The organism is Salinicola sp. (assembly GCF_982684285.1).
The window spans coordinates 1-25485 of sequence record NZ_CEXLVS010000024.1; the positions used below are offsets into that span (position 1 = coordinate 1).

20 protein-coding genes are annotated in these 25485 nt (G+C 63.7%); 10 read left to right on the forward strand and 10 right to left on the reverse strand.

The window, feature by feature from the left end:
- The first annotated feature begins 190 nt into the window (after positions 1-190).
- The 3 genes from AC3AYF_RS03725 (at position 191) to AC3AYF_RS03735 (ending at position 3837) form a co-directional block, all read left to right on the forward strand.
- Positions 191-1120, forward strand: coding sequence for a hypothetical protein (locus AC3AYF_RS03725; protein WP_295040864.1), 930 nt, complete (start codon positions 191-193; stop codon positions 1118-1120).
- Positions 1121-1231: 111 nt separating this feature from the next.
- Positions 1232-1519, forward strand: coding sequence for a DUF4235 domain-containing protein (locus tag AC3AYF_RS03730; RefSeq protein WP_487779412.1), 288 nt, complete (start codon positions 1232-1234; stop codon positions 1517-1519).
- Between the two features lie 182 nt (positions 1520-1701).
- Positions 1702-3837, forward strand: a complete 2136-nt coding sequence (locus AC3AYF_RS03735) for a TonB-dependent siderophore receptor (RefSeq protein ID WP_487779413.1) — start codon at positions 1702-1704, stop codon at positions 3835-3837.
- Between the two features lie 125 nt (positions 3838-3962).
- Here AC3AYF_RS03735 and AC3AYF_RS03740 read toward each other — a convergent pair whose 3' ends face one another.
- Both AC3AYF_RS03740 and AC3AYF_RS03745 read right to left on the reverse strand, forming a co-directional pair.
- A complete protein-coding gene (locus tag AC3AYF_RS03740) occupies positions 3963-4796 on the reverse strand; it encodes an ABC transporter substrate-binding protein (RefSeq protein ID WP_295040861.1) in 834 nt (277 codons plus the stop codon).
- Positions 4797-4865: 69 nt separating this feature from the next.
- The gene (locus AC3AYF_RS03745; RefSeq protein ID WP_487779414.1) at positions 4866-7010 is read right to left on the reverse strand and encodes a TonB-dependent siderophore receptor; all 2145 of its coding nucleotides are present in this window, start codon (positions 7008-7010) and stop codon (positions 4866-4868) included.
- A gap of 331 nt (positions 7011-7341) precedes the next feature.
- Here AC3AYF_RS03745 and AC3AYF_RS03750 point away from each other — a divergent pair, with 331 nt between their 5' ends.
- A complete protein-coding gene (locus tag AC3AYF_RS03750; RefSeq protein WP_295036940.1) occupies positions 7342-8532 on the forward strand; it encodes a GGDEF domain-containing protein in 1191 nt (396 codons plus the stop codon).
- A gap of 107 nt (positions 8533-8639) precedes the next feature.
- Here the strand turns inward: AC3AYF_RS03750 and AC3AYF_RS03755 are convergent, their stop codons facing one another.
- The 5 genes from AC3AYF_RS03755 to AC3AYF_RS03775 all read right to left on the reverse strand — a co-directional run bounded on the left by AC3AYF_RS03755 (position 8640) and on the right by AC3AYF_RS03775 (position 15197).
- Positions 8640-9587 (reverse strand): alpha/beta fold hydrolase, encoded by a 948-nt coding sequence (locus AC3AYF_RS03755; RefSeq protein WP_295036942.1) that lies wholly within the window; start codon positions 9585-9587, stop codon positions 8640-8642.
- 316 nt (positions 9588-9903) lie between these two features.
- Positions 9904-11166: a D-mannose isomerase gene (locus tag AC3AYF_RS03760; protein ID WP_487779415.1), complete on the reverse strand. Its 1263-nt coding sequence runs from the start codon at positions 11164-11166 to the stop codon at positions 9904-9906.
- A 256-nt stretch (positions 11167-11422) separates the two neighbouring features.
- Complete coding sequence (locus AC3AYF_RS03765) at positions 11423-12286, reverse strand: SDR family oxidoreductase (protein ID WP_295036945.1); 864 nt, start codon at positions 12284-12286, stop codon at positions 11423-11425.
- Between the two features lie 610 nt (positions 12287-12896).
- The gene (locus AC3AYF_RS03770) at positions 12897-14384 is read right to left on the reverse strand and encodes a PAS domain-containing protein (protein WP_295036947.1); all 1488 of its coding nucleotides are present in this window, start codon (positions 14382-14384) and stop codon (positions 12897-12899) included.
- A gap of 114 nt (positions 14385-14498) precedes the next feature.
- Positions 14499-15197: a VIT1/CCC1 transporter family protein gene (locus AC3AYF_RS03775; RefSeq protein WP_295036950.1), complete on the reverse strand. Its 699-nt coding sequence runs from the start codon at positions 15195-15197 to the stop codon at positions 14499-14501.
- Positions 15198-16150: 953 nt separating this feature from the next.
- Here AC3AYF_RS03775 and AC3AYF_RS03780 point away from each other — a divergent pair.
- The 3 genes from AC3AYF_RS03780 (at position 16151) to AC3AYF_RS03790 (ending at position 19242) form a co-directional block, all read left to right on the forward strand.
- A complete protein-coding gene (locus tag AC3AYF_RS03780; protein ID WP_295036952.1) occupies positions 16151-17512 on the forward strand; it encodes a maltoporin in 1362 nt (453 codons plus the stop codon).
- A 98-nt stretch (positions 17513-17610) separates the two neighbouring features.
- Positions 17611-18537 carry a MalM family protein gene (locus AC3AYF_RS03785; RefSeq protein ID WP_295036954.1) on the forward strand — a complete coding sequence of 309 codons (927 nt, stop codon included), beginning with the start codon at positions 17611-17613 and terminating at the stop codon, positions 18535-18537.
- 165 nt (positions 18538-18702) lie between these two features.
- Entirely contained in the window at positions 18703-19242 is a 540-nt protein-coding gene (locus AC3AYF_RS03790; RefSeq protein ID WP_295036957.1) for a cytochrome b, read from the forward strand.
- Positions 19243-19317: 75 nt separating this feature from the next.
- Here AC3AYF_RS03790 and AC3AYF_RS03795 read toward each other — a convergent pair whose 3' ends face one another.
- From AC3AYF_RS03795 to denD, 3 genes are all read right to left on the reverse strand, one after another.
- Positions 19318-20490 (reverse strand): L-rhamnonate dehydratase, encoded by a 1173-nt coding sequence (locus AC3AYF_RS03795; protein ID WP_295036959.1) that lies wholly within the window; start codon positions 20488-20490, stop codon positions 19318-19320.
- Between the two features lie 44 nt (positions 20491-20534).
- Complete coding sequence (locus tag AC3AYF_RS03800) at positions 20535-21920, reverse strand: GntP family permease (RefSeq protein WP_487779416.1); 1386 nt, start codon at positions 21918-21920, stop codon at positions 20535-20537.
- Between the two features lie 94 nt (positions 21921-22014).
- The gene (gene denD, locus AC3AYF_RS03805) at positions 22015-22986 is read right to left on the reverse strand and encodes a D-erythronate dehydrogenase (protein ID WP_295036962.1); all 972 of its coding nucleotides are present in this window, start codon (positions 22984-22986) and stop codon (positions 22015-22017) included.
- Positions 22987-23205: 219 nt separating this feature from the next.
- Here denD and AC3AYF_RS03810 point away from each other — a divergent pair, with 219 nt between their 5' ends.
- The 3 genes from AC3AYF_RS03810 to AC3AYF_RS03820 form a co-directional block, all read left to right on the forward strand.
- Entirely contained in the window at positions 23206-23991 is a 786-nt protein-coding gene (locus tag AC3AYF_RS03810) for a FadR/GntR family transcriptional regulator (protein WP_295036965.1), read from the forward strand.
- The gene (gene ltnD / locus AC3AYF_RS03815; protein WP_295036967.1) at positions 23988-24986 is read left to right on the forward strand and encodes an L-threonate dehydrogenase; all 999 of its coding nucleotides are present in this window, start codon (positions 23988-23990) and stop codon (positions 24984-24986) included. Before AC3AYF_RS03810 ends, ltnD begins: the two co-directional genes overlap by 4 nt.
- A gap of 3 nt (positions 24987-24989) precedes the next feature.
- Positions 24990-25485: four-carbon acid sugar kinase family protein (locus tag AC3AYF_RS03820; RefSeq protein WP_487779417.1), on the forward strand; the 496-nt coding region annotated here is incomplete at its 3' end.

The following is a 25485-nucleotide window of genomic DNA, read 5'->3' on the forward strand; positions in this document are numbered from 1 at the left end:
AGAATTGCCATTGATGACTAAGATTTTTGATGATTTGACGGCTCTCTCGATGAGTCGGGGTCATTTGAAGACTGCCGGGCCGAAGCAGATCGACATGGCCCCGCATCATTCGGTGTTGACTCCATGACTGCGCCATCGCGTAATCTAGGTCGATTCGTTCACACGTCGTCTCGATAAGAGATATCACTGTATGGCACCTGCCATCCCGCAGACTTTCTCGACCTTCAATATCCCCCCGACGCGAAGACATGTCGAAACCATCGACTTTCTGCTCGCGCGACCGTCGCTGGAGCTGCTGCCGGAGGCGTTGCGTCCCAGCGCCCGAGGTTTTCTGTTCTATCTCGCCACGTTACCCTCCAGCGCACCCCATGAGTGTCCGGCCTGCGCGAGCCGCTCGATCGCCTTGGCCACACCCGCTGGCACGCATGGGTTAAGGCGCGATGGCTATTACTGCCGGGACTGCAACAAGCGATTCAATGTCCTCAGCGGGACTCCACTTCGCCTGCTGCGCTCGGAAGATAAGTGGAAACCCTGGATGAGTTATCGGTTCCAGGGGTTCTCGCAAGAGCTGATCGCAACCTTCCTCGGTATCAGCAACAAGGCCTCCATGACCTGGAGCCGGGCCTTCATGGCGGCCATGGCCGACTATGACACCGAATTGCACCGGTGGTGGGAGGATCATCAGTCCACGCATATCTCCGAGCTGACGGATGAAGCCGAGAAGGCCTTGGAAGCGTGTGTCGCGACACTCACCGAGCTCGCCGCCCTGACAGACAGGCACTGTCCCTACTGCGGCTCTTCATCGACCCAGGTGCTGACCAGCCGGCGCGCCACGGAGTATCAATGCCATGGCTGTGAGCGCCGCTACAACAACCTGACCGAAACGCCGCTTTCGCATATCCAGCACATGGAACTGTGGCCCGAATACCTGCGCCTTCTCGTGGTGGGCTATCACGATACGGAGATCGGGGAGCGATTGGGGTTGAGCAAATCGCTGACCAACCTGTGGCGGCAACGTTTTCTCGAGTTCATGCAGGCCCGTTGGCCGCTCTTGGTTCACTGGACCCTGTGGCAATGGTCCCGGCGTCGCGTCAGCGTACCGAGCGGGCCGCAGACCTGAGGCGCCTTGCGGTCCGGACAAGACGTGTCTGCGAACACCAAGTACATCCACTTGGCAGCCTGGCGGCCCATCGACCATGCTGAGAGCCCCGAACCCGGCAAGGAGACCCGCATGAAACCCCACACGCTCTGGACCATCATCGGCACGTCCACGGCCATCATCTCGGGCGTGGCGACGCGAGAAGCGCTCAAGCGCACCACTAGACGCCACGCCTTCGAACCGCCGGTCAATCCGGACGACCCCGATGTACGTTGGCGCGAAGCGCTCTGTTGGGGCGCCGCTTCCGGCGTCGGGGTGGGGGTGGGTCGTATCCTGGGCTGGAAAATGGCCTCCAGCGGACTGCGCCGCGCCCGCCGGACTCGCCGGGGCCAACGCCTGCTCTCGCGTCTAGAGGATTGACGGCTTGGCGCATCACCGGTCGCCCCGGACAGGAGCCTGGCACATCACGCCCAAGCATGAACGCGAATCTAACTGAGAAATATTATTGATTGCATGAAGATCTCTAAGGATAATCCCCGACTCCGCCACTAAAAAACCGCGGGCCGATAAAAAGGGATCATTCACTCTTGGGGATCAACACGATGAGCGATCGCAATCGCATGATCGTGAGCCGTGGGAATTCGCCTTGGTGGCACCAGACCACCATGGCGGTTTTCTGCGGCTCGACACTATTCACCCTTCCCGCGATCGGGAACGCGCAGCAGTCGGGGAGCGACGACGGGGCGTATCGCCTCTCTCCCATTATCGTCAACGCTCAGGCTGCACCCGACGACGACAGCAATTCCGTCGTCGCACGGGAGTTGTGGGGCGGCGGCAAGGTCGCGACCAGCATTCAGGACACGCCCGCTTCCGTCTCGGTGATTACTCAGAAAGAGATCGAACAACGGGATGCCAAGACCACCGAAGAGGTCCTGCAGTACACCCCCGGCGTTCTCACCGATTATTACGGCACCGATGACCGTAACGACTATTTCCAGATTCGCGGCTTTCAGGCCACGACCTATCGCGATGGGATGACGCTTGGCTCCATGCGCGGCGTACGTGAAGATCCGTACGCCTACGAGCGGGTCGAAGTCCTGCGCGGCGCGAACTCGACACTGTTCGGCCCCGCCGATCCGGGCGGCTCGGTCAATTTCGTCAGCAAGCGACCACGATTCGAGCGCTTTGGCAATGGATACCTTTCCTATGGATCGTTCGATCGCAAGGAAGCAGGCATCGACGTTGGCGACGTGCTGGACTCGGACCAGACGCTGGCGTATCGCTTCACCGGCAAGATTCAGGATAGCGACCGAGAATACGATCACTCGAAGGACAATAGCGGCCTTCTGATGGGCGGTCTGACGTGGGAGCCAACGGATCAGACCACGGCGACCCTGATCGTCGATTACCTCAATCGCGACGATACGCCCAACAGCGGCGGCTACCCGCTCGATCGGGAATATGACCGCGATGACTTCTTCGGCGAGCCCGACTTCAACGATCAGGACGTCGATCGCACCAGCATCACCGGTCAACTGCGCCACGACTTCGAAAACGGTCTGACGTTGAGCGCCAACCTGCGTTACAGCGATCTCAAGGACGACTTTCAGTACGTCTACATCACCGATTCCGCGGCACGCACCGGCACACTGCTGGATCGCGACTATTTCGGCACCGATACCGAAGCGCACGAGTTCATCGGCAACACGATCCTGCAGTACGACGCGAGCTTCGGCGACATCGACAGCAGCACTCTGGGCGGCGTCGAGTACCGCGATGCCTCCACCGATAGCGAATCCATCTACGGTGATGCGACGCCAATCGATATCGCCAACCCGGTCTACACCGGCGGCCCCGACAACCTGGCGCCCTATCGTTACGAGAACCAGGATTACCGGACTCGCTCCGTCTTCCTGACGCAGAATCTCTCTTTCTATGATCGCTTCGTGGTCAGCGCCGGCGTACGCAACGACTCGATGGATCTCTCGAGCGAGGGGGAATCCTACGGCGCCGCTTTCGACGACAGCGATGATTTCTCGGAGACCACCGTTCGTGGCGCGCTGACCTACATAGTCAATGACGAGCTCTCCACTTACGTCAGCTACGTGGAGTCGGTGGCGCCACCCACCATCGGTGTCACACCGGAGCGCGGCAAGCAGCAGGAGATCGGCCTGAAATATTCGCCCGACGGCATGAACGCCCAGTTTTCGGCGGCGGTCTACAACCTGGAACGAGACGACGTGACCATCGCCGTGGTGCAGGACAATGGCGCCATCGACCAGCAAACCGTCGGGAAATCCCGGGCGCGCGGCCTCGACCTGGAGGTCAAGGCCGAGCTGACCGACAACCTGAGCGTCGTCGGTGGCTACTCCTACCTGGATTCGGAGGTCGAAGAGGGCACGCTGCGTGATGGCACCTCGATCAAGGGCAACGATTTCGCCATCGCTCCCAAACACACCGCCATGCTCTGGGGCTATTACACGCTACCCGGCGAGAAAATGAGCGTCGGCCTGGGCGCCCGCTATACCGATGGCTACTACTTCGACGCCGCCAATACCTCGAAGAACGATTCGGCGACACTGATCGATGCAGCCTTCGACTACCGGATCGTCCAGAACACCGACTTCACGGTCAACGTCAGCAATCTCTTCGACGAGCAACACGTCGTCGGTTCCGGCACGGCCAACTACTACAACCCGGGTCGCGAGATCCGCGCGAAAGTCAGCTATCACTGGTGACGCCGACCATGGCGTGCGATGCCACCCCGGGCGGTACCGACCGCTCGGGGTGGCTGTTGATACCGCTCTCTTCTCCGTCGTCGTCCCGGTCCTAAGCGACAGCGAGCGATCTGTACGACGATGACCTAGTGTGGAACGAGCGCCCTAACCACGGACTCGGTCAACCGCTGCAGCGAGAGCAGCCCACCAAAGAGCCACACCGGTTCGATCTCTCTGACGCGACCTTCACGGACCGCCGGCAGGTGTTGCCAGACGCGGTTGTCGCGAAGCGCCGAGTCGACCGCTCTCGGAAACGGTTTGATGATCACGATGTACGCCTCCGGCCGGTCGGCAAGGCGATCGATGGGGATACTGGCGAATCCCCAGGCACTGGTCGGCCCGGTCCAGGCGCTTGTCAGCGGCGTCCTGGAGAGGAGCGTGTCGACCATGCCGCCGCGTCCGAAGACGCGGACGTGCAGGGCATCGCTGAACTGCACGATGTAGACCGGCGCATCGACGTTCTTCAACGCCCGCGCGGCCGATGCCAGCACCCGGTCGGTCTGCGCGATCAGCGACTCGGCCCGCCCTGACGTTCCCGACAGCTGTGCAATGTCCCGCGTCATCGCGAGGGTCGCGTCGTAATACGGTTGGCCGGAGGAGAAATTGTCGATGAGGCGCACCGGCATCATGCGCTCCAGACGCGCATTGTCGCGGGCGAACAGAGAACTGCTGATCAGCAGGTCCGGCGGTGCCTGCGCGAGGAGTTCGAGATTGGGTTGATCGCGCAGGCCCATGTTCAGCGTCTCTGGCGGTATCGCCGGTGACTGGACCCAGGCGTTGTAATTGGGAATGTCCGCGACGGCATACGGCGTGACTCCCAGCGCGATCAGGGTTTCGGCGGCCCCCCAGTCGGTAGCGGCGATACGCGGCGTTGCATGGGCAGCGATCGCCAGCCCCGGCAGCCACAGAAAGGCTGCCAAGACCAGAATCCTGAGGAGTGGAAAGCGGCGACGGCAGGACCTCCGCCGGGGATATTCAGGCGCCGACATCTACCAGTGGTATCGCAGCGTGGTCAGCACCGAACGGCCGTCGCCGTAGTAGCTACTGTTGCTGGACGAATCGATGTAGGAGACGTGCTCCCGATCGAACAGATTGGTGGCATTGATCGCAAGATCGAGGCTGGGCGTCAGCGCGTAGCTGGCCATCGCATCGACCAGCGTATGCGAACTCGTCTTCTCGCTGTTGGCGTCGTCGATATAGGTCGAGCCGACATAGCGTGTGCCCAATCCGAACGTGAGATCGCCGCGATTGGTATTGCCGGGAATGGTGTAGTCGGCCCACACCGAGGCGATGTGCTCGGGCACGAGCAGGGGCCGGTTGCCCTGGTTACCCGCAATGCCGTCCTCTTCGATTTCAGAATCCCAATAGGAGTAGGCGGCCGTCAGGTCGAGGCGATCGCTCAGCGCCAGCTTGCTCTCCAGCTCGATGCCGCGGACGTTGACCTTGCCGATCTGGCGATAGACGTTCTGGCTCACCTGCGAAGCGACATTGGTCTGGGTCAGGTCGAAGAGCGCGACCGTGAACAACGCATGGGTATTGGCCGGACGATATTTCATGCCGACTTCGTACTGCTCCCCCTCCTGGGGATCGGCGCTGCCCGATACCAGATTGCGACTCGTCGGCGGCTGGAACGACTCCGAATAGTTGGCGTAGAGCGACAGGTCATCCAGTGCCTTGAAGGTCAGCCCGGCGCGCCTGGTGAAGGCGTAGTCGTCGGCCTCGTCGTCGACGGTGCGGGTATTGACCTCGTCATAGCGTCCGCCGAGCGTCAGTATCCAGCGTTCGGCAAAGGTCAGTTCCTCCTGCAGATAGAAGCCCCGGGATGTCTGTTTCTGCCGGAACTCGCTCGGTTCTCCAAGATCGACGCACGCCTTGCCACAGTACTGCGGGCTCTGGATGTCGATGCCGCCGGCGGTGCCGAAACGGCTGGTCTCCCGCACGTCGTCATGGGTGTAATCGAAGCCGGCCAGCGTACGGCTGCCGATCCCCGCGAGGTCGGTATCGTACTGGAGCTGGTTGTCGATGGTGGTCCGGTCGCGCTCGCCGTCGACCACGAACGCCGTTCGCCCATTGGCCGGATTCGGGTCACTGAGATAGACGTGGTCGTAGTCGAGATCCAGATGGGTGTAGCGCGCGTTCTGGCGGAAGGTCAGCCCGTTGCCGAAATCATGCTCGAACAGATAGCCGATGTTGCGCTCGATCCGATCCATGTCGTTGTAGTCCGGCTCGCCGAAGAACGTATCCGGGTCGAGATCGTAGCCGCGCGGCGTGGCGTGAGCGGCATTGGTATCGCGCTTGTTGAAGTCCGCCAGCAGCGTGAGCGTCGTCGCATCGCTAGGCCTGTAGGTCAGCGCCGGCGCGAAGTAGAAGCGATCGTCCTGGGTGTGGTCGGCGCTGAGTTCCGCATCCTGCCATTTGGTGGTGATGCGGTAACTCCACTTGCCCGCCTGATCGATCGGACCGCCGAAGTCCACCCCGGTCTCGGTGTGGTCTTCCCCCAGCGTGGTGTAGATCTCGCCGAACTCGTAGTCCAGAGGGCGCTTGGTGATCGCGTTGACCAGCCCCCCAGGAGCGTTCAGGCCGAACAGTGTCGATGTCGAACCCTTGAGCACGTCGATGCGTTGCAGCCCGTAGGGTTCCAGCTTGCCACCGGTGAAGTTGACCGTTCGGCGCGACAGGCCATCGCGATAGGTTCCAAGCGAGGTGGCATTGAAACCGCGGATCATGAAGTAGTCGTAGCGATCGTCGGAGGCGTACTGGTCGACCGTCACACCCGCCGTATAAGAGAGCGCCTGCTCGAGATTCTGGACGTTGCGGGTGCGCATCTCCTCTTCGGTCACCACCGACACGGCGCTGGAAAGGTCGAGAAGATCGGTATCGGTCTTGGAGCCCGTCGTCGTGCGCTCCGCCACGATGGTGGAGTCCGGCCCGACGGCGCTGTCGGCGATCGCCGCTGCCTCGACCGTCACGGTATCCAGCTCGGTGGTATCGCTGGTCTGGGCCGATGCGGTAGAGGCAAACAGCAGGGCACTCGAGGATAGCAGCCCGTATGACAGCGGTCGGTTGAACCGACGGCGTGTTGCAGAGACAAGCTGTTTGCGAGCTGTGCCCGAAACGCATGACGGCTTCTTCATGTTGTTCCCTTGATGACGCGCGGGCGCGCCGGATTTCTTGGTAAGTTCCCGGCGGGGATTGTGAAAATCCTGAGTGCGAGTGTCAACGATTATGATAAATATTCTCATTCGCATAACAATCCATTCCAGCACCCATCGCCAACTGGAAAGCAGCGCGGCCGAGAACGCCTTTGCTCGATGGACTTCAGAGATGACTCGGGGAGTCGATAGCGCTTAAATGATGAACACCGGGTCTTGCCCAGTGTCGTGAAATGCCGGTTGCCAAGAGCTAGATCGTGCGTGTCGCGACGACCCATCGTTTCTGCCAGGACTTAGACGGATCGACACGAACATGGCGTTCGACCCTGCCACGATATTGACCCTGACCATCGCCATCTCGGCCGCCGCCGCGCTCTATCTACTGATGGAGTGGCGCGGCGCCCGCGACGTCTCGCTGCTCTTCTGGTCCGCCGGCTTCGCCTCGATCACGCTGGGCTGTTCGCTCGCGCTGCTGCGCGGCAGCGGCTACTTCTTCATCGGCGTCTGGTTCGCCAACGGCCTGCTGGTGTTCGCCCACTGGATGTTCCTGCTCGGCGTCACGCGCTTCGTCGAACGGCGCCTGTCCGCCTGGTGGTGGCTGGTCATCGCGGTCTGGTGCGCGCTGCTGCTGCTCCCGGACGGGCAGGCGTCGTCGAAGCTCTACCTGATCGTCAACTCGCTGCTGGTGGCGATCGTGTCGCTCAGGGCCAGCCTGATGCTGCGCCTGGAGGCCGACGTCGCCACCCTCGGCACCCGTCAATTGCACTACACCCTGCTCGTCCACGGCGCGTTCTACCTGGGCAAGGTCGGACTGGCGCTGATCCCCGGCACGCTGATCGACCTCGTCGTCTATCAGGGCACGGTGATTCGGATCTCGTTGGTCGAGGGCGTGATGGCGATCCTGTTGATCGCGCTGTCGATGACCGGGACGGTGCGTTATCGGCGGGAGCGCCAGATCGAACAGCTCGCCGAGCGCGACCCGCTGACCGCGCTGTTCAACCGTCGTGCGTTCGAGGCGCGCACGCCACGATTTCTGACTCACGCTTCGAGCAAGCGACCGGGGGCGCTGCTGCTGATCGACGTCGACAACTTCAAGCTGGTCAACGATCTCTACGGCCACGCGGCGGGCGATCGGCTGCTGATCACGTTGAGCGACCTGATTCGAGAGGCGCTGCCGGAGGAGGCCCTCGCCGCGCGCCTGGGTGGCGACGAGTTCGCCATCATGCTCCACGACGCTACGCCCCGGGACATCCGGCAACTCGGCGAGACCTTGCGCGCCCGCTTCCACGAAGTCACTTCACAGACGTTCGACACGCCGGATGCCGTGACGCTGAGCATCGGCGCCACGCGCTTCGAGCGGCCACCCGACGATCTCGAAGCCCTGATCGGCCACGGGGACGTGGCACTTTACGACGTCAAGCGCAGCGGCCGGAACGGTACGCGCATACTCGAGCTGACCGAACGACGAGCGCCGACATCCGCATCGAATGGCCAGCCCGGCTGACCGGGCCATGCCCCCTTCGCTGAACCGGCAGACCGGCCCGAAGCGGCAAGGTCGCTCTCGAACCGTTGCCGCGGCCGCCCGGGCCTCCCCGGGCGGGGACGCCGATATCAACCGCCCACGCTTTGTCTCTGCAAGCGGGATGATATCGGCGACTTGAGAACATAGGACATGTCGCGGTCGACGACATCGAATCGAGCATCATGATAGGAGGATGGTTCATCGGAGTCGCAGATGACCGGCATCAGGAAACCCTTCAACACCTGCTGCATCCGTCGTCGCGCGCTCCGATTCTCCAGATCGAGAAAATGCCCGGCATCGGGTAGCGTACAAAATCGACTGTCGTCGATGTAGTTGCCCAGTTCGCGCACCGCTGCCGGCGACGTATGTTCGTCCAGCTCACCGTTGATGAACAGGACCGGCACGTCGATTTTCCGATAGAGCTCAGTGTAATCCTCATCGTCCAGCGACAGGATCTGCTCGATATGAAAACAGGCCTGGTGGTATTCACGACTATCCAGCGACGAGAGATGCCGATGATTGACGTGCTTGAGCAGTTTCGGCAGGAAGCGGCCCACCTCATCGTTCATCAGCTTGGCCACGTCACCGAAGCGCTCGGCCCTCACCAGGTCGCGTGCCCTCGAGACGTAATTGCGCATGGGCTCGTTGAGATGGCTGGAGAATGAAGCCACGACCGCACGCTCGATGGAGGGCGGACGGCGGGCCAGTGCCATCATCGCGGCGTAGCCGCCCCAGGAGACGGACAACATCGACTGAGGCCGGTAACGATCGATCAAGGCCAGCAGGATCTCGACTTCTTCATCCTTGGTGACGATCCCCCCTGCCGGGTTGTGTGGACGGGACTGCCCCGTGAAAGGCAGATCGAACAAGATGATATCCAGATCATCGCGCAGGTATTTCACGCAGTGATTGAACGAACCGGTCGTGGCCAGCGCCCCGTTGATCAAGATGATGCTCTTGCGGTTTCCCTCGCGACGATACTGTTCTACGTGAATTCGATACTCTTTGACTTGAACCAATTCTGTCGACGGTTTCATGCGTTCCCCTGACGTAAGGCAGTTTGGACGGAAAGACTCCCTCTCCCGCCGTCTCGGTCTGATTTCTTTTATCGCTAGACTGACTTTCAACTAGGCTTATTAGTGTCGTTTTCCACCTTAGCATAAGATTAGTAAAATCTAATTTATGTTTCCATGACCATCCAGGGTCATTTTCGAGTCAGGCCTCGATCGGGAAGTGTCGGGGTATCGGTGTGAAACTCGTCGCGCGGGACAGCCGGGGCTGCCGGAATGAAAAACGCCCCGATCCTGGATCGAGGCGTGACGGCAGCGGGGACGGCGGCACCCGCCGGGCGGGCTACAAGGCGCCGTCGGCGATCGCCCTGGCCATGGTCGGGGAGAGCGGCAGTCGCGGCAGCAGCGTCGCCTGATAGGCATGGTAGAGATCGGCCTTGCCGCTCCAGACTTCGCTGGACGGCCGGTTGTGACGGTCGAGCTCCTGCCACCAGCTGCCCCGTTCGCGATCGATCAGGAAGCGATCGATGTAGTCCCAGAAGCGGCGATACCAGACCTCGTAGGTCGCGTTGCCGGTGCGCTTGAGCAGCACGGCCGCGGTGGCGGCCGCTTCGGCCAGGGTCCAGTGCATGCGCTCGTGCACCACCGGTCGATTGTTCCAGTCGTGGGTGTAGACCAGCCCCGGTTCTCCATCCACGTGCCAGGCCAGTTCGGTGGCGCTGCGGAACAGGCCCTGGGCATCCTCCAGCAGCCACCCGGGCGTCGCTTCGCCGTGGCGCAGCAGCCCTCCCTCGAGATGCAGCAGCAGCCGGGACCACTCGACGGCGTGACCGGGCGTCGCGCCATAGGGCCGGAACTGATCCTTGGGCGTGTCTTCGTTGTAGTCGCGCCACTCGTTCCATTCGCTGTCGAAATGCTCCACGACGCGATAGTCGTTGGGCCTGGCGTGGGCGTGGATGATCCTGTCGACGATGGAGAGCGCACGAGCCCGCCACTTGGGCTCGTCGAGGACGTCGGCCAGTTGCAGGAAGGCTTCGGTGGCGTGCATGTTGCTGTTGCCGCCGCGATAGGCCTCTTCCTCGCGCCAGTCGCGGGAGAACCCCTCGCGCATGCGTCCTTCGTCCTCCGACCAGAATCGGGTCTCGATCACATCGACGATATCGTCGAGCAGCGGCCCGGCAGCTTCATCGCCGGCCTGCCAGGCACTGGCCGCCGCCAGCGCCACGAAGGCATGGATGTAGGCCTGTTTGGTCTGAGTCTCCCCCGCCTTCGGTCGCGCGCCATACCAGCCACCGTGCTCGTCGTCCCGCAGGCCGCCCCGCAGCGCCGCCACGCCGTGCGCGACCAGCGGCATCATGCCGGGCTCGCCGCGCATGGCGGCCAGGGCAAAGCAGTGGGTCATGCGGGCGGTGATCATGGTGTCGGGGTTGGCCTCGGCAGGCAGCCTGCCGTCTTCATCGAGCGCGGCGAAACCGCAGTCGGGATGACGCGAGGCGCGGTAGAACGCCAGCAGACGCTGGCCCTCGCTCTCCAGCCAATGATGGTGCGCCGGTCGGTCCAGCCAGCTCTCCTGCCGCGGCGGCAGATTGGGAGTCGTACCTGGCATGCTGTTAGGGCCTCCTCTGCCCTGTCTTCTCTTACGCTTTGTCTGAAAAATGTCCGCGCTCACCCATCCGGCGTTAAAAATCGACTGGTGCGCCAGCCCGGTCCTTCTTTCGCCGATTCTTGCCTTGCCTGGCTATCGCTCGTCGATCTTTCAGACAGAGCTTGGACGATGTCTCATTGGGATCGTATCGCGCGCCTATTCACTCCGTCCGGGCGGCAAAAGTCCATTCCACCTTCGCCGCCCCTGCTGGCTCACATCAACCATTGACGACCATTCCGCCGTTGGGATGCAGCGTCTGACCGCTGATGAAGGAGGCGTCGAGCGAGGCCAGGAAGACGTAGCAGGGACCCAGTTCGGAGGGCTGCCCAGCTCGGCCCATCGGCGTGTCGGAACCGAAGTCCTCGAGCATCTGCGGGTCGTGGGCGCCCAGCGTGGCGGGCTGGAGCGGCGTCCATACCGGGCCCGGCGCCACCGCATTGACGCGGATGCCGCGACCGACGACCTGATTCGACAGGGCACGCGTGAAACTGACGATCGCCCCCTTAGTCGCGGTGTAGTCCACCAGGAAATCGGGTCCGATGTAGGCGTTGACCGAGGTCGTGTTGATGATCGCGTCGTCCTCGCCCAGATGGGGCAGCGCCGCCTTGGTCAGATAGAACATGCCATGCATGTTGGTGGCGAACGTCTCCCGCCACAGCTCGTCGTCGAGCTCGGTGAGGTCGGTACACACCTGCTGGGTACCGGCGTTGTTGACCAGCACGTTGAGTCCGCCGAAGGTTTCGATCACCCGGTCGAGCGCACCGCGACAGAAGGCGGCGTCGCGGATGTCGCCCGCGATCAACAGACAGCGGCGACCTTCTGCCTCCACCAGGCGGCGGGTCTCCTCGGCGTCGTCGCTCTCGCTGAGATACATCACCGCGACATCGGCTCCTTCCCGGGCGAAGTGAATCGCCACCGAGCGGCCGATGCCGCTGTCGGCGCCGGTAATCAGCGCGACCTTGTTCTCCAGCTTGCCGCTTCCCCGGTAGCCTGGGCGGATGAACTCCGCCGGCGGCTGCATGAGACTCTCCTTGCCGGGTAGGGTCTGGCTCTGGGCATGAATCTCCGTTTTCTCGACCACGTCACGATCTCCCTGTAACTGGGTTGGATGAATCGAGTCACTTCCGATGGCCGACCGGAAGCGACGGTTGGCAAGCGGTGAATGCCGAAGGGGTTTGCTTAGTCCTAGTCGAGTCGCTTCGATGGCGCAAGCCGGAGGCGGTTTCCAGCCATGGCGACACCGCCCGGTAGCATCGAAGCTGCATGCCGTGGCGCCGGGGTGGCTAGAAAGTTCGGAGGCGGGGATGTGAGGCGTGACAGAGATCATGAAGCATCGGAGTGATGAAGCGTCGGAAAGAGATTCGGTGGGTCGATCCACGACACGATCGCTTCCGTCGATACCGCTCGTCCTGAGCGCCACCGAATCGTCAAGCGGTCCTTCGTTTGACTTCAAAACGTTCGACTACAGTAACGTTCCGACTCCTGCCACACGATGATCCGAGGCACCGGTGGTCCGCCGAGGGGCAGGCTGCCTGCCCGTCTTCAAGGGATCCTTCCCCTGTCGCGCCTTCCTGGCGCCCCCTCGCGGTAACACCAAGATAGGCGGTTCAGGGTCGGGGCCATAGATTCAAATGCCCGGGTGGAGCCAGTGCATTTGCGGGGGAAAATACGTTTAACAACATTAGGTTACTTTACGTTTCAGAGCCACCCTGGAAACCCCGCTGACGCGCCCAGACGATCGCCTCGCCACGACTGTGAACGCCCAGCTTCTGGTACAGCGAGGCCACGTAGTTGCGCACGGTGCTATGGGCCAGTTCCAGCCGGGCGGCGATGCGCTTGTCCGAGAGCCCTTCGCAGATCAGTCCCAGCACGTCGCGCTCCCGCACGCTCAGGTCGGCCAGTGCCGCCTGGTCGGATAGCGCGGCGTCGTTACCCGCATCGCGGACATTGGCCAGCTTCTCCACCAGCGTGCGGGTGAACCAGGAGGCATCCTTCATCACCGTCTCGATCGCATCGGACAACTGGTTCTCGTAACGCTTGCGCTCGCTGATATCCACCAGCGTCAGCAGCAGGCAGTCGCGGCGATTGATCTCGACCGCTTCCGCCGCCAGCACGTAGATCGTCGGGTTGTTGGCATCATCGACGCCATGCACCTCCATCTCCTCCACGTGACTTGCCTTCTCGAGCGCTTTCAGCAACTGCCTGCGCGTCTGCGGGGTGAAGGGAGAGTAGTCTTCCAGACCGGGCGGCTCCGAGGCATCGGCGCGCCGGACCAGGTCCCGCTCGAATGCCGCATTGGCCTCGATCAGCGTCAGGCTGTCGGCGGATACCAGGGCCGTGGGGACCGGCGACATCTGGAATACGGTGGCGAACAGCGCCTCGCTCTGGCGCAGGGCGTGCTGCGCCTGCCGGGCGGGCTCCAGGTCGGTGAAGGTCAGCAGCATGCAGGGGGCGTTCCCGACATCGATCGGCTGGCCGGCCACGATCACGCACTTGCTGCCGTCGCCCCGCCCACCGAGATGCAGGACGGCTTCGGTCTGGGGAATCGACCGGCCGGCGCACAGCCGCTGGATCGCCGATTCACGCTGGGGCGAATGGGCGAATACGTCGAACTCGTAGATCGAGTGCTGCAGGATCTCCTCGGCTTCCAGCCCGGTCATGTCCAGGAAACCCTGGTTGGCGCGGATGAAACGCTGGCTGTCGAGCCGGCAGATCAGCGCCGGCGCCGGGTTGGCATTGAACGAGCGCTCGAAACGCTCCTCGGCGCTCATCAGCTCGGTGATGTCTTCGATGATCAGGGCCAGCGCATCGGGACGCCCTTCCCGCGACAGCGTCCTGCCGCGCACCCGGTGATAGCGATTGGGCAGCTCGGGGTCGCCGGGCCGGACCTCGAGAATCACGTCCTCGAACGCCTCGCCGTCGAGCAGGCGCTCCATCGGGGAGCGACCCTCGCCAACCTCGTGGTGGTTGCGGTAGTAGAGCTCGAAGCGTCGGCGGTAGGCATCGACGTCCGGCCCCAGTTCCCCGAGCGACTCGACCCCGTGCATCTCCAGCGCCGCGGGGTTGGCCCAGCGCAGGCGCCCGTCGGGATCCAGCAGCACGATACCGTCGGAAAGCTCGGCAATGAGCTGATGCAGCGGCGACTGGATCGCGCCAGGGTCCTTCCCCGATTCGGACATCTCGTTTCACCACGCTCGGTCATGCTCGGCGTCGATCGCGACGCAGGGCGCTGTTTGAATCGAACAAATCGAATACGCAGTTGCCGCGTCGGCCAACGCACTTACCCAGGCGGATCAGCCGCCCGCCACGCCGAATCCCCACCCCACCGATGCCGTGACGCCCATCGCCAGCGCACCCCAGAAAGTCACCCTCACGATGGCCACGCGCAGACGCGACCCACCGATTCGGGCCGATAACGCGCCCAGCAGGGCCAACGCCAGCAACGAGCCCAACGCCACCACCACGGGGGTCGACGCGGTGAACGGAGCAACCAGCACGCAGATCAATGGCAGCGCCGCTCCGGACAGGAACATCAATGCCGACGCCATGGCCGCCTGAAGCGGCTTCGCCTGATTGACGGTGCTGAACCCCAGCTCGTCGCGGGCATGGGCAGCCAGCGCATCGTGGTGCATCAGCTTTTCGGCGACGTCGTGAGCGAGAGCCGGCGTCAGGCCACGCGCTTCGTAGATCGACGCCAGCTCCCGCACTTCGACGGCGTAATTGGCATCCAGCTCGCGCCGCTCCCGCGCCAGGTCGGCGCGTTCGGTATCCTTCTGCGAACTGACCGAAACATACTCCCCCGCCGCCATCGACATCGCACCGGCCACCGCCCCCGCCGCACCGGCCGTGAGCACGCCTCCCAGACCCGCACCCGCCGTCGCCATGCCGATCACCAGGCTGGCGGTGGAGACGATGCCGTCGTTGGCGCCCAGCACCGCGGCCCGCAACCAACCCACGCGGTCCGAATAGTGGCGCTCCTTGGGTATGGTCATGCCTGGTTCCTGTCCTGACTCGGATTTCATGACGCTCCCCGTCGACTTCCGATGTGCCGAACCCGTGCCGCTCTTCTCTGCGCCACTGTCTCGACGTCTGACCCGGACATAGTAAGCCAAGCCGTCCATGGAGAGACACGCTTTCTGAATCCGCATGACGTTATCCGGCGAAGCGCTCCCGTCGTCTCTTACAATTTGTCGAAATGATTTCGATTTCGGCCGGGAGACACGCTCAAAAACCTCGTTCCCTCATCGCGGAGTCTTTGCTCCTTTTTCATTCCCTCTTCATTCCTCTTCATTCCTCTTCATTCAGACAGCACCGTGACCTAGCACAAATCGATATTGATGATACTTACCACCTTGGTATGAAAGATATCTCCTACAAACCAACCCGCCTCAATGCAATATATTGATTTAAAAGGAGTAAAAGCCATACCAGATCAAGATAGTTTAGACTTTTGTCTTTATAGACCATGGTTACAATGAAAGTTTACGAAGTAATAGAAATAATGGCCCTCCACAAGAGAGCTGAATGCTCCGACAACGATCAGCACGACACACGGGGAACATCACCGGCCACAGCCGAAATCAGGCGATACAAGACAGAATACCGAACCGGCTTCGGCGCCTCCTTTCGGCTGTTTTTTGCCGTTGACACCAGGCAACAGATGTCGATAACAACGCGATTTCTTCATCGTCAGCAGAAGTCACGATGGAAGTGATTCCGAGGGAATAAGACAACAACATCCACAGTTAATAAAAAATGGATTGACTCATATCTCTTTCGATATCGATCGCGATACTGAGTACGCCGAGCACGACGCCTTGGCAGAGCCACTCACGTGGCGCCGATACGCCGACCACACGCTTTCCGGGGCGCCTTGCGTAGCCGATCGACTCACTCCGGCTGCCAACAACAGCAATCAACGACAAGACCACGAGGGACAGAAACAATGATTGCCTCACACTCCGTGCTACGCCGGCCACTCCTTGCCGCCGTCCTCGGTGCATCCTGCACCGTGCCGGTACTGGCTCACGCCGACATCAACCCCGAGTTCTTCGGCTACGCCCGATCCGGCATCGGCTCGACCTCCGGCGGCGGCAGCCAGACCTGCTTCAAGGCCTCCGGTGCACCGGCCAAGTACCGCCTGGGCAACGAATGCGAGACCTACGCGGAGATCGGCCTGGGCGCGCAGCTCTACCAGCAGCAGGATACGTCGTTCGACTTCGCCAGCCGGGTCGCCTACGTCACCGCGCAGGACAACGACGACGAATCGCTCAAGGACGACGACAACAACATCTCGCTCCGGGAGATGTATGTCTCCGGCAACAACGTCGTCGGCGGACTCCCCGGTGCCTCGCTCTGGGCGGGCAAGCGCTTCTACAAGCGTCACGACATCCACATGAACGACTTCTACTACTGGGATGTGTCGGGCCCGGGCGTGGGGATTTCGGATATCGATGTCGGCACCGGTAACCTGAGTTTTGCCTGGACCCGCAGCTCCGGCAGCGACGATGGCGACGGCCTGTTCCCCGATTCCGGCCAGCAGATCTCGGACGACACCCTCGATGCGCGCTGGAGCGACATTCCCGTCAACCCCGGCGGCACGCTGGAACTCGGCGTGGACTACGGCCGCTCGTCGCTGTCCGAGTGGCAGGAGGACTACTACGACGACCAGGGCGTCGAGTACGACGAGGGCGACAAAGGCTGGATGGGCACCATCGAGCACACCCAGAGCGGCTGGTTCGGCGGCAGCAACACCTTCGCGGTGCAGTACGCCACCGACGGCATCATCACCCGCGATGGCAATGCGGTGGGCCGGGGCACCGGTGCCCTGCGCCAGGAAGGCAGCATGTGGCGCGCGCTCGACCACGGTCAGGTCTGGCTGATACCGGACCAGCTCGACATGCTCTACGCCCTCATCTACGAGGACAAGGACATGGACGACAACACTGGCCGCAAGTGGTTCTCCGCCGGTGTGCGCCCGGTCTACTACTGGAGCGACATCATGAGCACCGCGGTGGAGCTGGGCTATGACCATATTGAACCGCAGAGTGGCGTGACCGGCTACAACGACAGCGATCATCACCTGACCAAACTGACCATCGCCCAGCAGTGGTCGGCGGGACGCGGTGCCATGATCCGCCCGACCATCCGTCTGTTCGCCACCTATGCCAAATGGAGCGGTGACGCCTACACCGACGCCCGCGATGCCAACTCGCTCGATACCGGTGCCGGCCCCAACAATGTCGATTTCGACGACACCGACGGGCTGACGTTCGGCGCCCAGATGGAGGTGTGGTGGGGTAGCTGAGCCCCGACCGCGAGATCCACGCTCGCGCTGTTTCGATCCCTTGGGCTCCGGAGACTTGCCGCTCCGGAGCCGTTTTCGTCTCCAGCAGGAGTTCCCGAATGTTGAGTTCGTATCGCCTCGCCGTGCCGTTGGGCACCCTCCTTTTCGCCCTGGCGGGATGCAGCACGCCGCTGATGGCACCCCAGTCCCCAACCATTCCGGCCCAGCAGGGGCAGCAGGCCCTGTCCAGCGCGCCGGACTGCTGCACGTCGCTGGCCAGCCTGCCGTATCAGCCGATATCGGCCCAAGAGACCCTGACGCTGGACTTCACGCCCCAGGCGCCGGTTCACGATTTCGGCGACGGCAAGAGCTTCTTCCGGGCGTTCGAGCTGCCCCGCAACAACGGCCCGGTGGCGATCAGCGTCACCAGCCCGATCCGGGACGGCCAGGTGTTCGCGCCCACCATCCTGGTCCTCGATTCGGCGTTCCAGCCGGTCAGGCAGGTCCCGAGCGACTCGCTCCAGGTACGTCGCCCCACCGGCTTCTCCACCGCCCGTCTCGAGGGTCAGTTCAGCCTGACGCCCGGCCCCGACGCCCAGTACCTCGTCATCTACTCGAGCGAGCAGGATCGCCGGGGCTCGACGAGCTACGAGTCGGAAGCGAAAGCCTATGCCAGGGTCAGAGGTCTCGCCGAGCCCCCCGGCCCGGATCCTCTCGCCGTGCATGCCGCCACCGGCACGCTCACCCTCGAGATCGCTTCGCTGACCGGCAACGCCGGCCTGACGCCGCTGACCGCCGCCGCACCGCCGCCAGCCAACCGACCGACACCGTCCGGAGCGGGTAGCGTGGCCCCGGCAGCGGCCAAGCCACCCGCTCCGGCCACGACCGACGAGGCCGCCGACTTCGACTACCGCCGCATGATCGATGCCGCGCTCAAGGCCGGCGATATCGAGCTCGCCCTGGAACTGGCCGATCGCGCGGAACGCAGCGGACATCCCGGCACCCGCGCCTGGCTGGCGGAGCGACTGCAGACCCGGACGCCCTGAGCCACGCCCAAGAGTCGGGGCGCCCCGGTAGCCCCGTATTGCCGTCGTGGTGGTGCCGTCGTGGTGGTGGTGCCTTGCCGCCACGACGGCAAGCCAGAGTTAAGTCAACCCTAAGCCGGTGCCGCTTAGGATGGGGCGATCTTGTCCATCAAAGGATTGCCCGTCGTGAACGACACGCTACCCAACCGCTATTCGGCGAAGGCCCGCCATTTTCACTGGACCGTTGCCGCCCTGGTCGTGCTGGCCTATGCCCTCATCCTGTCGACGGACATCTTTCCGCGCGATACCGGCATACCGGCCCTGCTGCTGCAAAGCCACTTCTGGGCCGGTATCGGCGTGCTGCTGCTGGCGATTCCCCGCCTGATCGAACGCCTTCGTCATGCGCCCCCGTCCGTGTCGCCGCCACTGCCCCCGAAGCTCGAACTGCTGTCGCGACTCACCCATTGGGCGCTCTACGCGTTTCTGTTCGCCCAGCCATTGCTGGGCATCGCGACGGTGTGGCTGAGCGACGGCGCGATCCCGGTTCCCGGGACATCGCTGGCGATACCCTCGCCCTTCGGCGTGTTGCCGCACTGGGGCCACTCGCTGGAATCGATCCACCAGACGCTGGGCACGGTGTTCTACTACGTGATCGGTCTGCATATCGCGGCAGTGGCCTGGCATCAGCTGGTGCGCAGGGACGACCTGCTCAAGCGGATGTGGTGACGTGATGGCGTGAAGCGCAGCGACGATGTGATCGGGTGAGGGGCGGCACGACGCTAGTCGCGCCGCCACGGACCATCACTCGAGAATATGGAAGCCATCGAGATAGCGTTCGTTGAGGGAGAGGCCGAGCCCCGGCACGTCGTCGGCGAGATCGAGATGCCCCTCGACCGGTTCCGGGTCGCCCTCGAACAGATAGTAGAAGAGCTCGTTGCCGATCTCGACGTCGTGTACCGGAAAGAACTCCGACATCGGCGAGGCCAGTGACGCCATCGTCAGGTGGTAGTTGTGCATCTGCCCGGCATGGGGGATTACCGGCACCTCGAACGCTTCCGCCATGGCGTTGATCTTGCGCGCCACGGTGATGCCGCCGACCCGATTGGTGTCGTACTGGATCACCGAGACCGCGCGCTTCTCCAGCAACTGACGGAAACCGTGGACGGTGAACTCGTGCTCGCCGCCGGAGATCGGCATCGGCGCGATGCGATTGAGCTCGGCATAGCCATCGACATCGTCGGCGATCACCGGCTCCTCCAACCAGCGCAGCTCGAACGGCTCCAGCCTGGGCAGCATCCGCCGGGCGTAGTCGAGATTCCAGCCCATGTAGCAGTCGGCCATCAGGTCGATATCCTCGCCGATCACCTCCCGCACCGCGGCGACGCTCTTGAGGTTCTCGCGCATGCCTTGCGGCCCGTCCTTGGGGCCGTAGCCGAAACGCATCTTCATCGCCTGGAAGCCCTGGTCGAGGTAGCGCTGCGCCTCCGCCTGCATGGTGTCGAGATCGTCGTGGTAGAGCTTGGAGGCGTAGCAGGGGATCTTCTCCTTGGTGCGCCCGCCGAGCAGCTTGAACACCGGCTTGTCGAGCGCCTTGCCCATCAGGTCCCAGATCGCGATATCGACGCCGGAGATCGCCGCCATGCCGATACCACGCCGGCCCCAGGCCAGCGTGGCGCGGTACATGCGCTGCCACAGGTATTCGTAGTCGAACGGATCCTGCCCCAGGATCAGCGGCGCCAGATGCTGATCGACGATGATCTTGGCGACCCTAGGGGCCAGCGCCACGTTGCCCAGGCCGACCAGACCGCTGTCGGTTTCGATCTCGATCACCGCCCAGCCGTGGAAGCGAAAGCTCTGCATCGCATCGCCGCGATCCCACAGCGCATCCATGGCGTTGGTGCAGAAGTGCGCCTTGGGCGGTACCGTCTCGCCCTTCCATTCGAATACGCGGGCGCGGACTCGAGTGATTTTCATTGCATGACTCCTGTTCATTGAGGGATGTCGTTGGCGTTTTTCTCTCAACCCACGAAGGCGTTGGCGATCAGCAGCGCCACCAGGCCGGTGGCCCAGCCCAGCGTGGTCGGCACCGACAGCACCAGCAGCTGATGCTTGGCGGTCTTGACCCCCAGCAGCCGGTTGACCACCCAGAAGTAGCTGTCGTTGAAATAGCTGAAGAAGAGCCCGCCGAGACACGCCGCCTGGGCCGCCAGCACCATGTTGACGTCCGGCATCGAGGCCAGGATCGGCGCCGAGATCGATGCGCCGGTGATCATCGACACCGTGCCGCTGCCCTGCACGAAGCGCACCAGCGTGGCGATGAGGAACGGGATCAGAACCGCCGGCAGCGCCAGCCCGGCGATGCTTTCGCCAATATAGTCACCGGCGCCACTGGCCCGCAGCACGGCACCCAGCGCGCCCCCGGCACCGGTCACCAGCAGGATGATACCGGCGCTTTCGACGCCCTTTTCCAGGTGCGCCAGGACCTGGTCCTTGGGCATCTTCGGCACCAGCCCGTAGACCGCCACCAGCACGCCGATGCCCACCGCGATCACCGGGTGGCCGACGAACTGGACCACCTGCACGAAAAGGCCCGGCGCATCGCTGTCGCCCACCACGGCGGTGACCAGGGTGTTGAAGAAGATCAGCGCGATCGGCAGCGCGATCGGCAGCACCGACTTGAACAGCGTCGGCAGCTCGCTTTCCTCGAGGGGCGCCGCGAGCGGGTCGTCTTCGGTATCGCGCTTGAGCGAACCCGGCACGTCGCGTTCGATCATCGCCTCGATACGCGGCCCCATGAAGCGGGCATAGAGCACCATCACGATCAGCGCCGGCGCGGTGAAGACCAGGCCCCAGGCGATCTTCAAGCCGATATCCACACCGAAGATACCGGCGACGCCCAGCGGACCCGGCGTCGGCGGTACCGCGCTATGAGTGACCGCCAGCCCCGAGGCCAGCGCGATACCCAGCGTGAGTACCGAGCGACCGCTGTTGCGGGCCAATGCCCGCACCAGAGGATTGAGGATCACGTAGGCGGAGTCGCAGAAGATCGGGATCGAGACGATATAGCCGGTGAGCGCCATGGCCCAGTCCTCGCGCTCCTTGCCGAGCAGCCTGAGGATCGAATAGGCCATGCGCTGGCCGGCGCCCGAAACTTCGAGAATCCGCCCCATCATCACCCCGAAGCCGATGACCAGGCCGATGGTGGAGAGCGTCTTGCCGAAACCGGTAGTGATGGCATCGATCACCGCGTTGGGCGACATGCCGCCGATCAAACCGGCGATCGAGGCGGCGATGACCAGGGCGAGCAGCGCGTGAACGCGGGTCTTCAGCACCAGCGCGATCATCACGAAGATGGCGATACCCAGGCCGATGATGACCTGGGGGCCTGCGACAGCATCTGTCATGGCGTGAACTCCTTGTGGGCTTTATTGAGTGTTGTTGCCTGTGTGGTTCAAGGAACGGCGCTATCGGGTGCGGAGCGTCTCTTCGGGGAGCGTTTCAGTCATCGAGTTCGTCCCCGCGCTCGTCGTCGAGATAGGCGTGGATGATGGCGTCGAAATCGCCGTCGGCCTGGAAGCCGAGACCCAGCGGCCCCTCGACCTCCAGCCCGCCCGGCCAGCTGGCGACGATGGCGTCGATGGCGGCGTCCGGCTCGAATCGCACCAACTGGCGGGCCGAGGGGCCGGCCACGCGCTCCAGCGCATCCAGCATCTCCGCCACCGTCACCGTGATGCCGGGCAGGTTGAGCGTGCGCCAGTTGCCCAGCGCCGCCCCCTCGAGCGACAGCGCATGGACCAGGTTGGCGACCACGGTGCGCGGCGAGGAGAGCCACAGCGGCAGCTCGTCGGCAACCGGACAGATCGCCTCGACGCCGGACAGCGGCTCGCGAATGATCGAGCTGGCGAACGACGAGGCCGCCCGGTTGGGCTTGCCGGGGCGCACCACGATGGTGGGCAGGCGGCAGACACGGCCATCGACGAAGCCGCGACGGCTGTAGTCGTTGACCAGCAGCTCGCCCATCGCCTTCTGCGCGCCATAGGAGGAGCGCGGCTGCGGGCCGATCGCCTCCGCCACCGGCTGCGACAGCCCCGGCCCGAACACCGCCAGCGAGCTGGCGAACAGGAATCGCAGCCGCGTCGGATGCGCCCGGCACGCTTCCAGCAGCGTGCGCGTGGCGTCCAGGTTGACCCGCATGCCGAGCTCGAAGTCGGCTTCCGCCTGGGCGCTCACCACCGCCGCCAGATGGCAGACGGCGCCGGTGTCGTCGCCAAGCGCTTTCGCTATCAGCGCCGGATCGGCGACGTCGCCGGTGAGCGATTCGACCCGATCGTCGGCCACCGGGCACGCTGCCAGATCGATCGAGGTGATTCGCGTGATGCGCTCCCCATCGATCGGGGCACCTTCGTCCAGCAGGCGCTGAATCAACCTCGCGCCAAGAAAACCGGCGCCTCCCGTCACGATCACATGCATCCGCTCTCTCCTGATTGCCGTTGGTTGTTGCGCATCCCCGCGGCCGTCGATCGTCTCGAATTGACCAAAGGCGAATTGCGCTGCCCTTTGCGATTTAACATCTTGTCTGACAAATTTAACGCGCAGGCAATATCGCCATTGGTCGGAGAGCCAGCCGAACGCCGTTGCCACGGCTTTCAGCGCCTCGCCCTTCGACGAACGCATGAGGAATTCTGCATCGTGAGTGAAGACACGGAACAACCATCGCGCGGCCCGCAGCTTTCCGAACAGGTGGCCCAGCGCCTGAGCGATGCCATCCAGGCCGGCGAATGGGGACGCGGCGCGCGCCTGCCCACCGAGGCGGCGCTGGGCGAGCGCTTCGGCATCAGCCGCTCGGTGGTGCGCGAGGCGATCTCGATGCTGCGCAACGGCGGCCTGGTCACCTCGCGTCGCGGCAGCGGCAGCTTCGTCGCCGAGTCGCCCACGGTGTCGCTGCGCCTGGCGATCCCCGATCCCGGCCTGCAGTCGGTGGTCGAGGTGCTGGAGCTGCGCCGGCCGCTGGAGGTGGAAGCCGCACGGCTGGCCGCCGAACGCCGTACCCCCTCGCAGCTGCGGCGCATCCGCAACGCCATGGTCGATATCGATGAGGCGGTCGAAGCGGGGCTTTCCGGCGTCGATCAGGATCTCGCCTTCCATCGCGCCATCGCCGAGGCGGCCAATAATGCCCACTTCACCGCGGTGCTCGATTTCTACAACCGCTTTCTGCACCACGCGATCCGCGTAACGCGTACCAACGAGTCGCTGCGCGAGGCCTTCATGCAGCAGGTGGTCGCCGAGCACCAGGCCATTCTCGACGCCATTGCTGCCGGTGACGCCGAGGCCGCCGCCCGCGCCGCCGCCACGCATCTGGCGCACGCCGAGGCGCGACTGCGCCAGGCACCAACCGATCTGATCGAGCGCGTGGAAGCGCAGCGCGGATCGACTTCGACATCATCGACAGAACCCACGGGAGGCAATTCTCAATGAGCACCACACAACGACCGCGCGTCGGGGTCATCGGGCTGGGCTCGATGGGGATGGGCATGGCCACCTCGCTGGTCAAGGCGGGCTTCGAGACCTGGGGCTGCGACCTGCGCCCGGAGGCGCGCGCGAGCTTCACCGGGGTCGGCGGTCGCGCCGTGGCGACTCCCGCCGAGATGGCCGCCGCCGTCGAGATCGTGCTGACCGTGGTGGTCAACGCCGAGCAGACCCGGGCGGTGCTGTTCGGCGATGACGGCCTGCTGCCGGGGCTCGCGCCGGATAGCCTAGTGATCTCGTGTGCGACCTGCGCACCGGATGTGGTTCAGGCGCTGGGCGTTGATCTCGCCGCCCACGGCATTCACCTGCTCGATGCACCGATCTCGGGCGGTTCGGTCAAGGCGGCCGCCGGTCAGCTGACGATCATGGCCTCCGGCCCCGGAGCGCTATTCGCGCGTGCCGAAAACGTGCTCGATGCCCTCGCCGCCAAGGTGTTCCGACTGGGCGATGGCCTGGGCCAGGGTTCGCAGGTGAAGCTGGTCAACCAGTTGCTGGCCGGGGTGCATATCGCCGCCGCCGCCGAGGCGATGGCCTACGGCATTCGCGGCGGCTGCGACCCGCAGACGCTCTACGAGGTGATCACCCAGAGTGCCGGCAACTCGTGGATGTTCGAAAACCGGGTGCCCCACATCCTGGCCGGCGACTACACCCCGCACTCGGCGGTGGATATCTTCGTCAAGGATCTGGGGATCGTTCACGATACCGCCCATCGCGACAAGTTCCCGCTGCCGCTGACCGCCCAGGCGCTGAGCCAGTTCACCCTGGCCTCGGCCCAGGGGCTGGGCCGAGAGGACGACTCGGCGGTGGTCAAGGTCTATCCCGGCATTACCCTGCCCGGCACGGCGGCCAACGATGCCGGTTTCGGTAACGGCGATGACTCTGGCAACGGCCCCGATCTCGACGACGGCCCCAACGCCGATCCCAACGATCATGGAGGTGCTTGAGCGATGGCGAATTCTCTTTCAAAAGCGGATGAGCGACGGCCCAGCACGCGGCCCATCCTCGGCTGTATCGCCGACGACTTCACCGGCGCCACCGATCTGGCGAGCATGCTGGTCAGCGCCGGCATGCGAACGCTGCAGACCATCGGCATCCCCGAGACGCCGCTGGAGGCGGATGCCGACGCCGTGGTGGTGGCGCTGAAATCGCGCACGATTCCGGCGAAGGAGGCCGTCGACCAGTCGATCCAGGCGCTGGACTGGCTGCGCGAACAGGGCTGCGAGCAGTTCTACTTCAAGTACTGCTCCACCTTCGATTCGACCCCGGCCGGCAATATCGGCCCGGTGACCGAGGCGCTGATGGAAGCGCTGGGCACCGACTTCACCGTCGCCTGCCCGGCCCTGCCGGCCAATCGTCGCAGCGTCTTCAACGGCTATCTGTTCGCCAACGGTGTCCCCCTCAACGAAAGCGGCATGCAGGCCCACCCGCTGCCACCGATGCCCG

Coding starts and splice junctions, on each gene's coding strand:
- denD (WP_295036962.1), bottom strand. CDS start 22,986: ATGCATGTGATCGTGACGGGAGGCGCCGGTTTTCTTGGCGCGAGGTTG.
- AC3AYF_RS03735 (WP_487779413.1), top strand. CDS start 1,702: ATGAGCGATCGCAATCGCATGATCGTGAGCCGTGGGAATTCGCCTTGG.
- AC3AYF_RS03760 (WP_487779415.1), bottom strand. CDS start 11,166: ATGCCAGGTACGACTCCCAATCTGCCGCCGCGGCAGGAGAGCTGGCTG.
- AC3AYF_RS03725 (WP_295040864.1), top strand. CDS start 191: ATGGCACCTGCCATCCCGCAGACTTTCTCGACCTTCAATATCCCCCCG.
- ltnD (WP_295036967.1), top strand. CDS start 23,988: ATGAGCACCACACAACGACCGCGCGTCGGGGTCATCGGGCTGGGCTCG.
- AC3AYF_RS03780 (WP_295036952.1), top strand. CDS start 16,151: ATGATTGCCTCACACTCCGTGCTACGCCGGCCACTCCTTGCCGCCGTC.
- AC3AYF_RS03730 (WP_487779412.1), top strand. CDS start 1,232: ATGAAACCCCACACGCTCTGGACCATCATCGGCACGTCCACGGCCATC.
- AC3AYF_RS03745 (WP_487779414.1), bottom strand. CDS start 7,010: ATGAAGAAGCCGTCATGCGTTTCGGGCACAGCTCGCAAACAGCTTGTC.
- AC3AYF_RS03800 (WP_487779416.1), bottom strand. CDS start 21,920: ATGACAGATGCTGTCGCAGGCCCCCAGGTCATCATCGGCCTGGGTATC.
- AC3AYF_RS03785 (WP_295036954.1), top strand. CDS start 17,611: ATGTTGAGTTCGTATCGCCTCGCCGTGCCGTTGGGCACCCTCCTTTTC.
- AC3AYF_RS03770 (WP_295036947.1), bottom strand. CDS start 14,384: ATGTCCGAATCGGGGAAGGACCCTGGCGCGATCCAGTCGCCGCTGCAT.
- AC3AYF_RS03795 (WP_295036959.1), bottom strand. CDS start 20,490: ATGAAAATCACTCGAGTCCGCGCCCGCGTATTCGAATGGAAGGGCGAG.
- AC3AYF_RS03775 (WP_295036950.1), bottom strand. CDS start 15,197: ATGACCATACCCAAGGAGCGCCACTATTCGGACCGCGTGGGTTGGTTG.
- AC3AYF_RS03755 (WP_295036942.1), bottom strand. CDS start 9,587: ATGAAACCGTCGACAGAATTGGTTCAAGTCAAAGAGTATCGAATTCAC.
- AC3AYF_RS03750 (WP_295036940.1), top strand. CDS start 7,342: ATGGCGTTCGACCCTGCCACGATATTGACCCTGACCATCGCCATCTCG.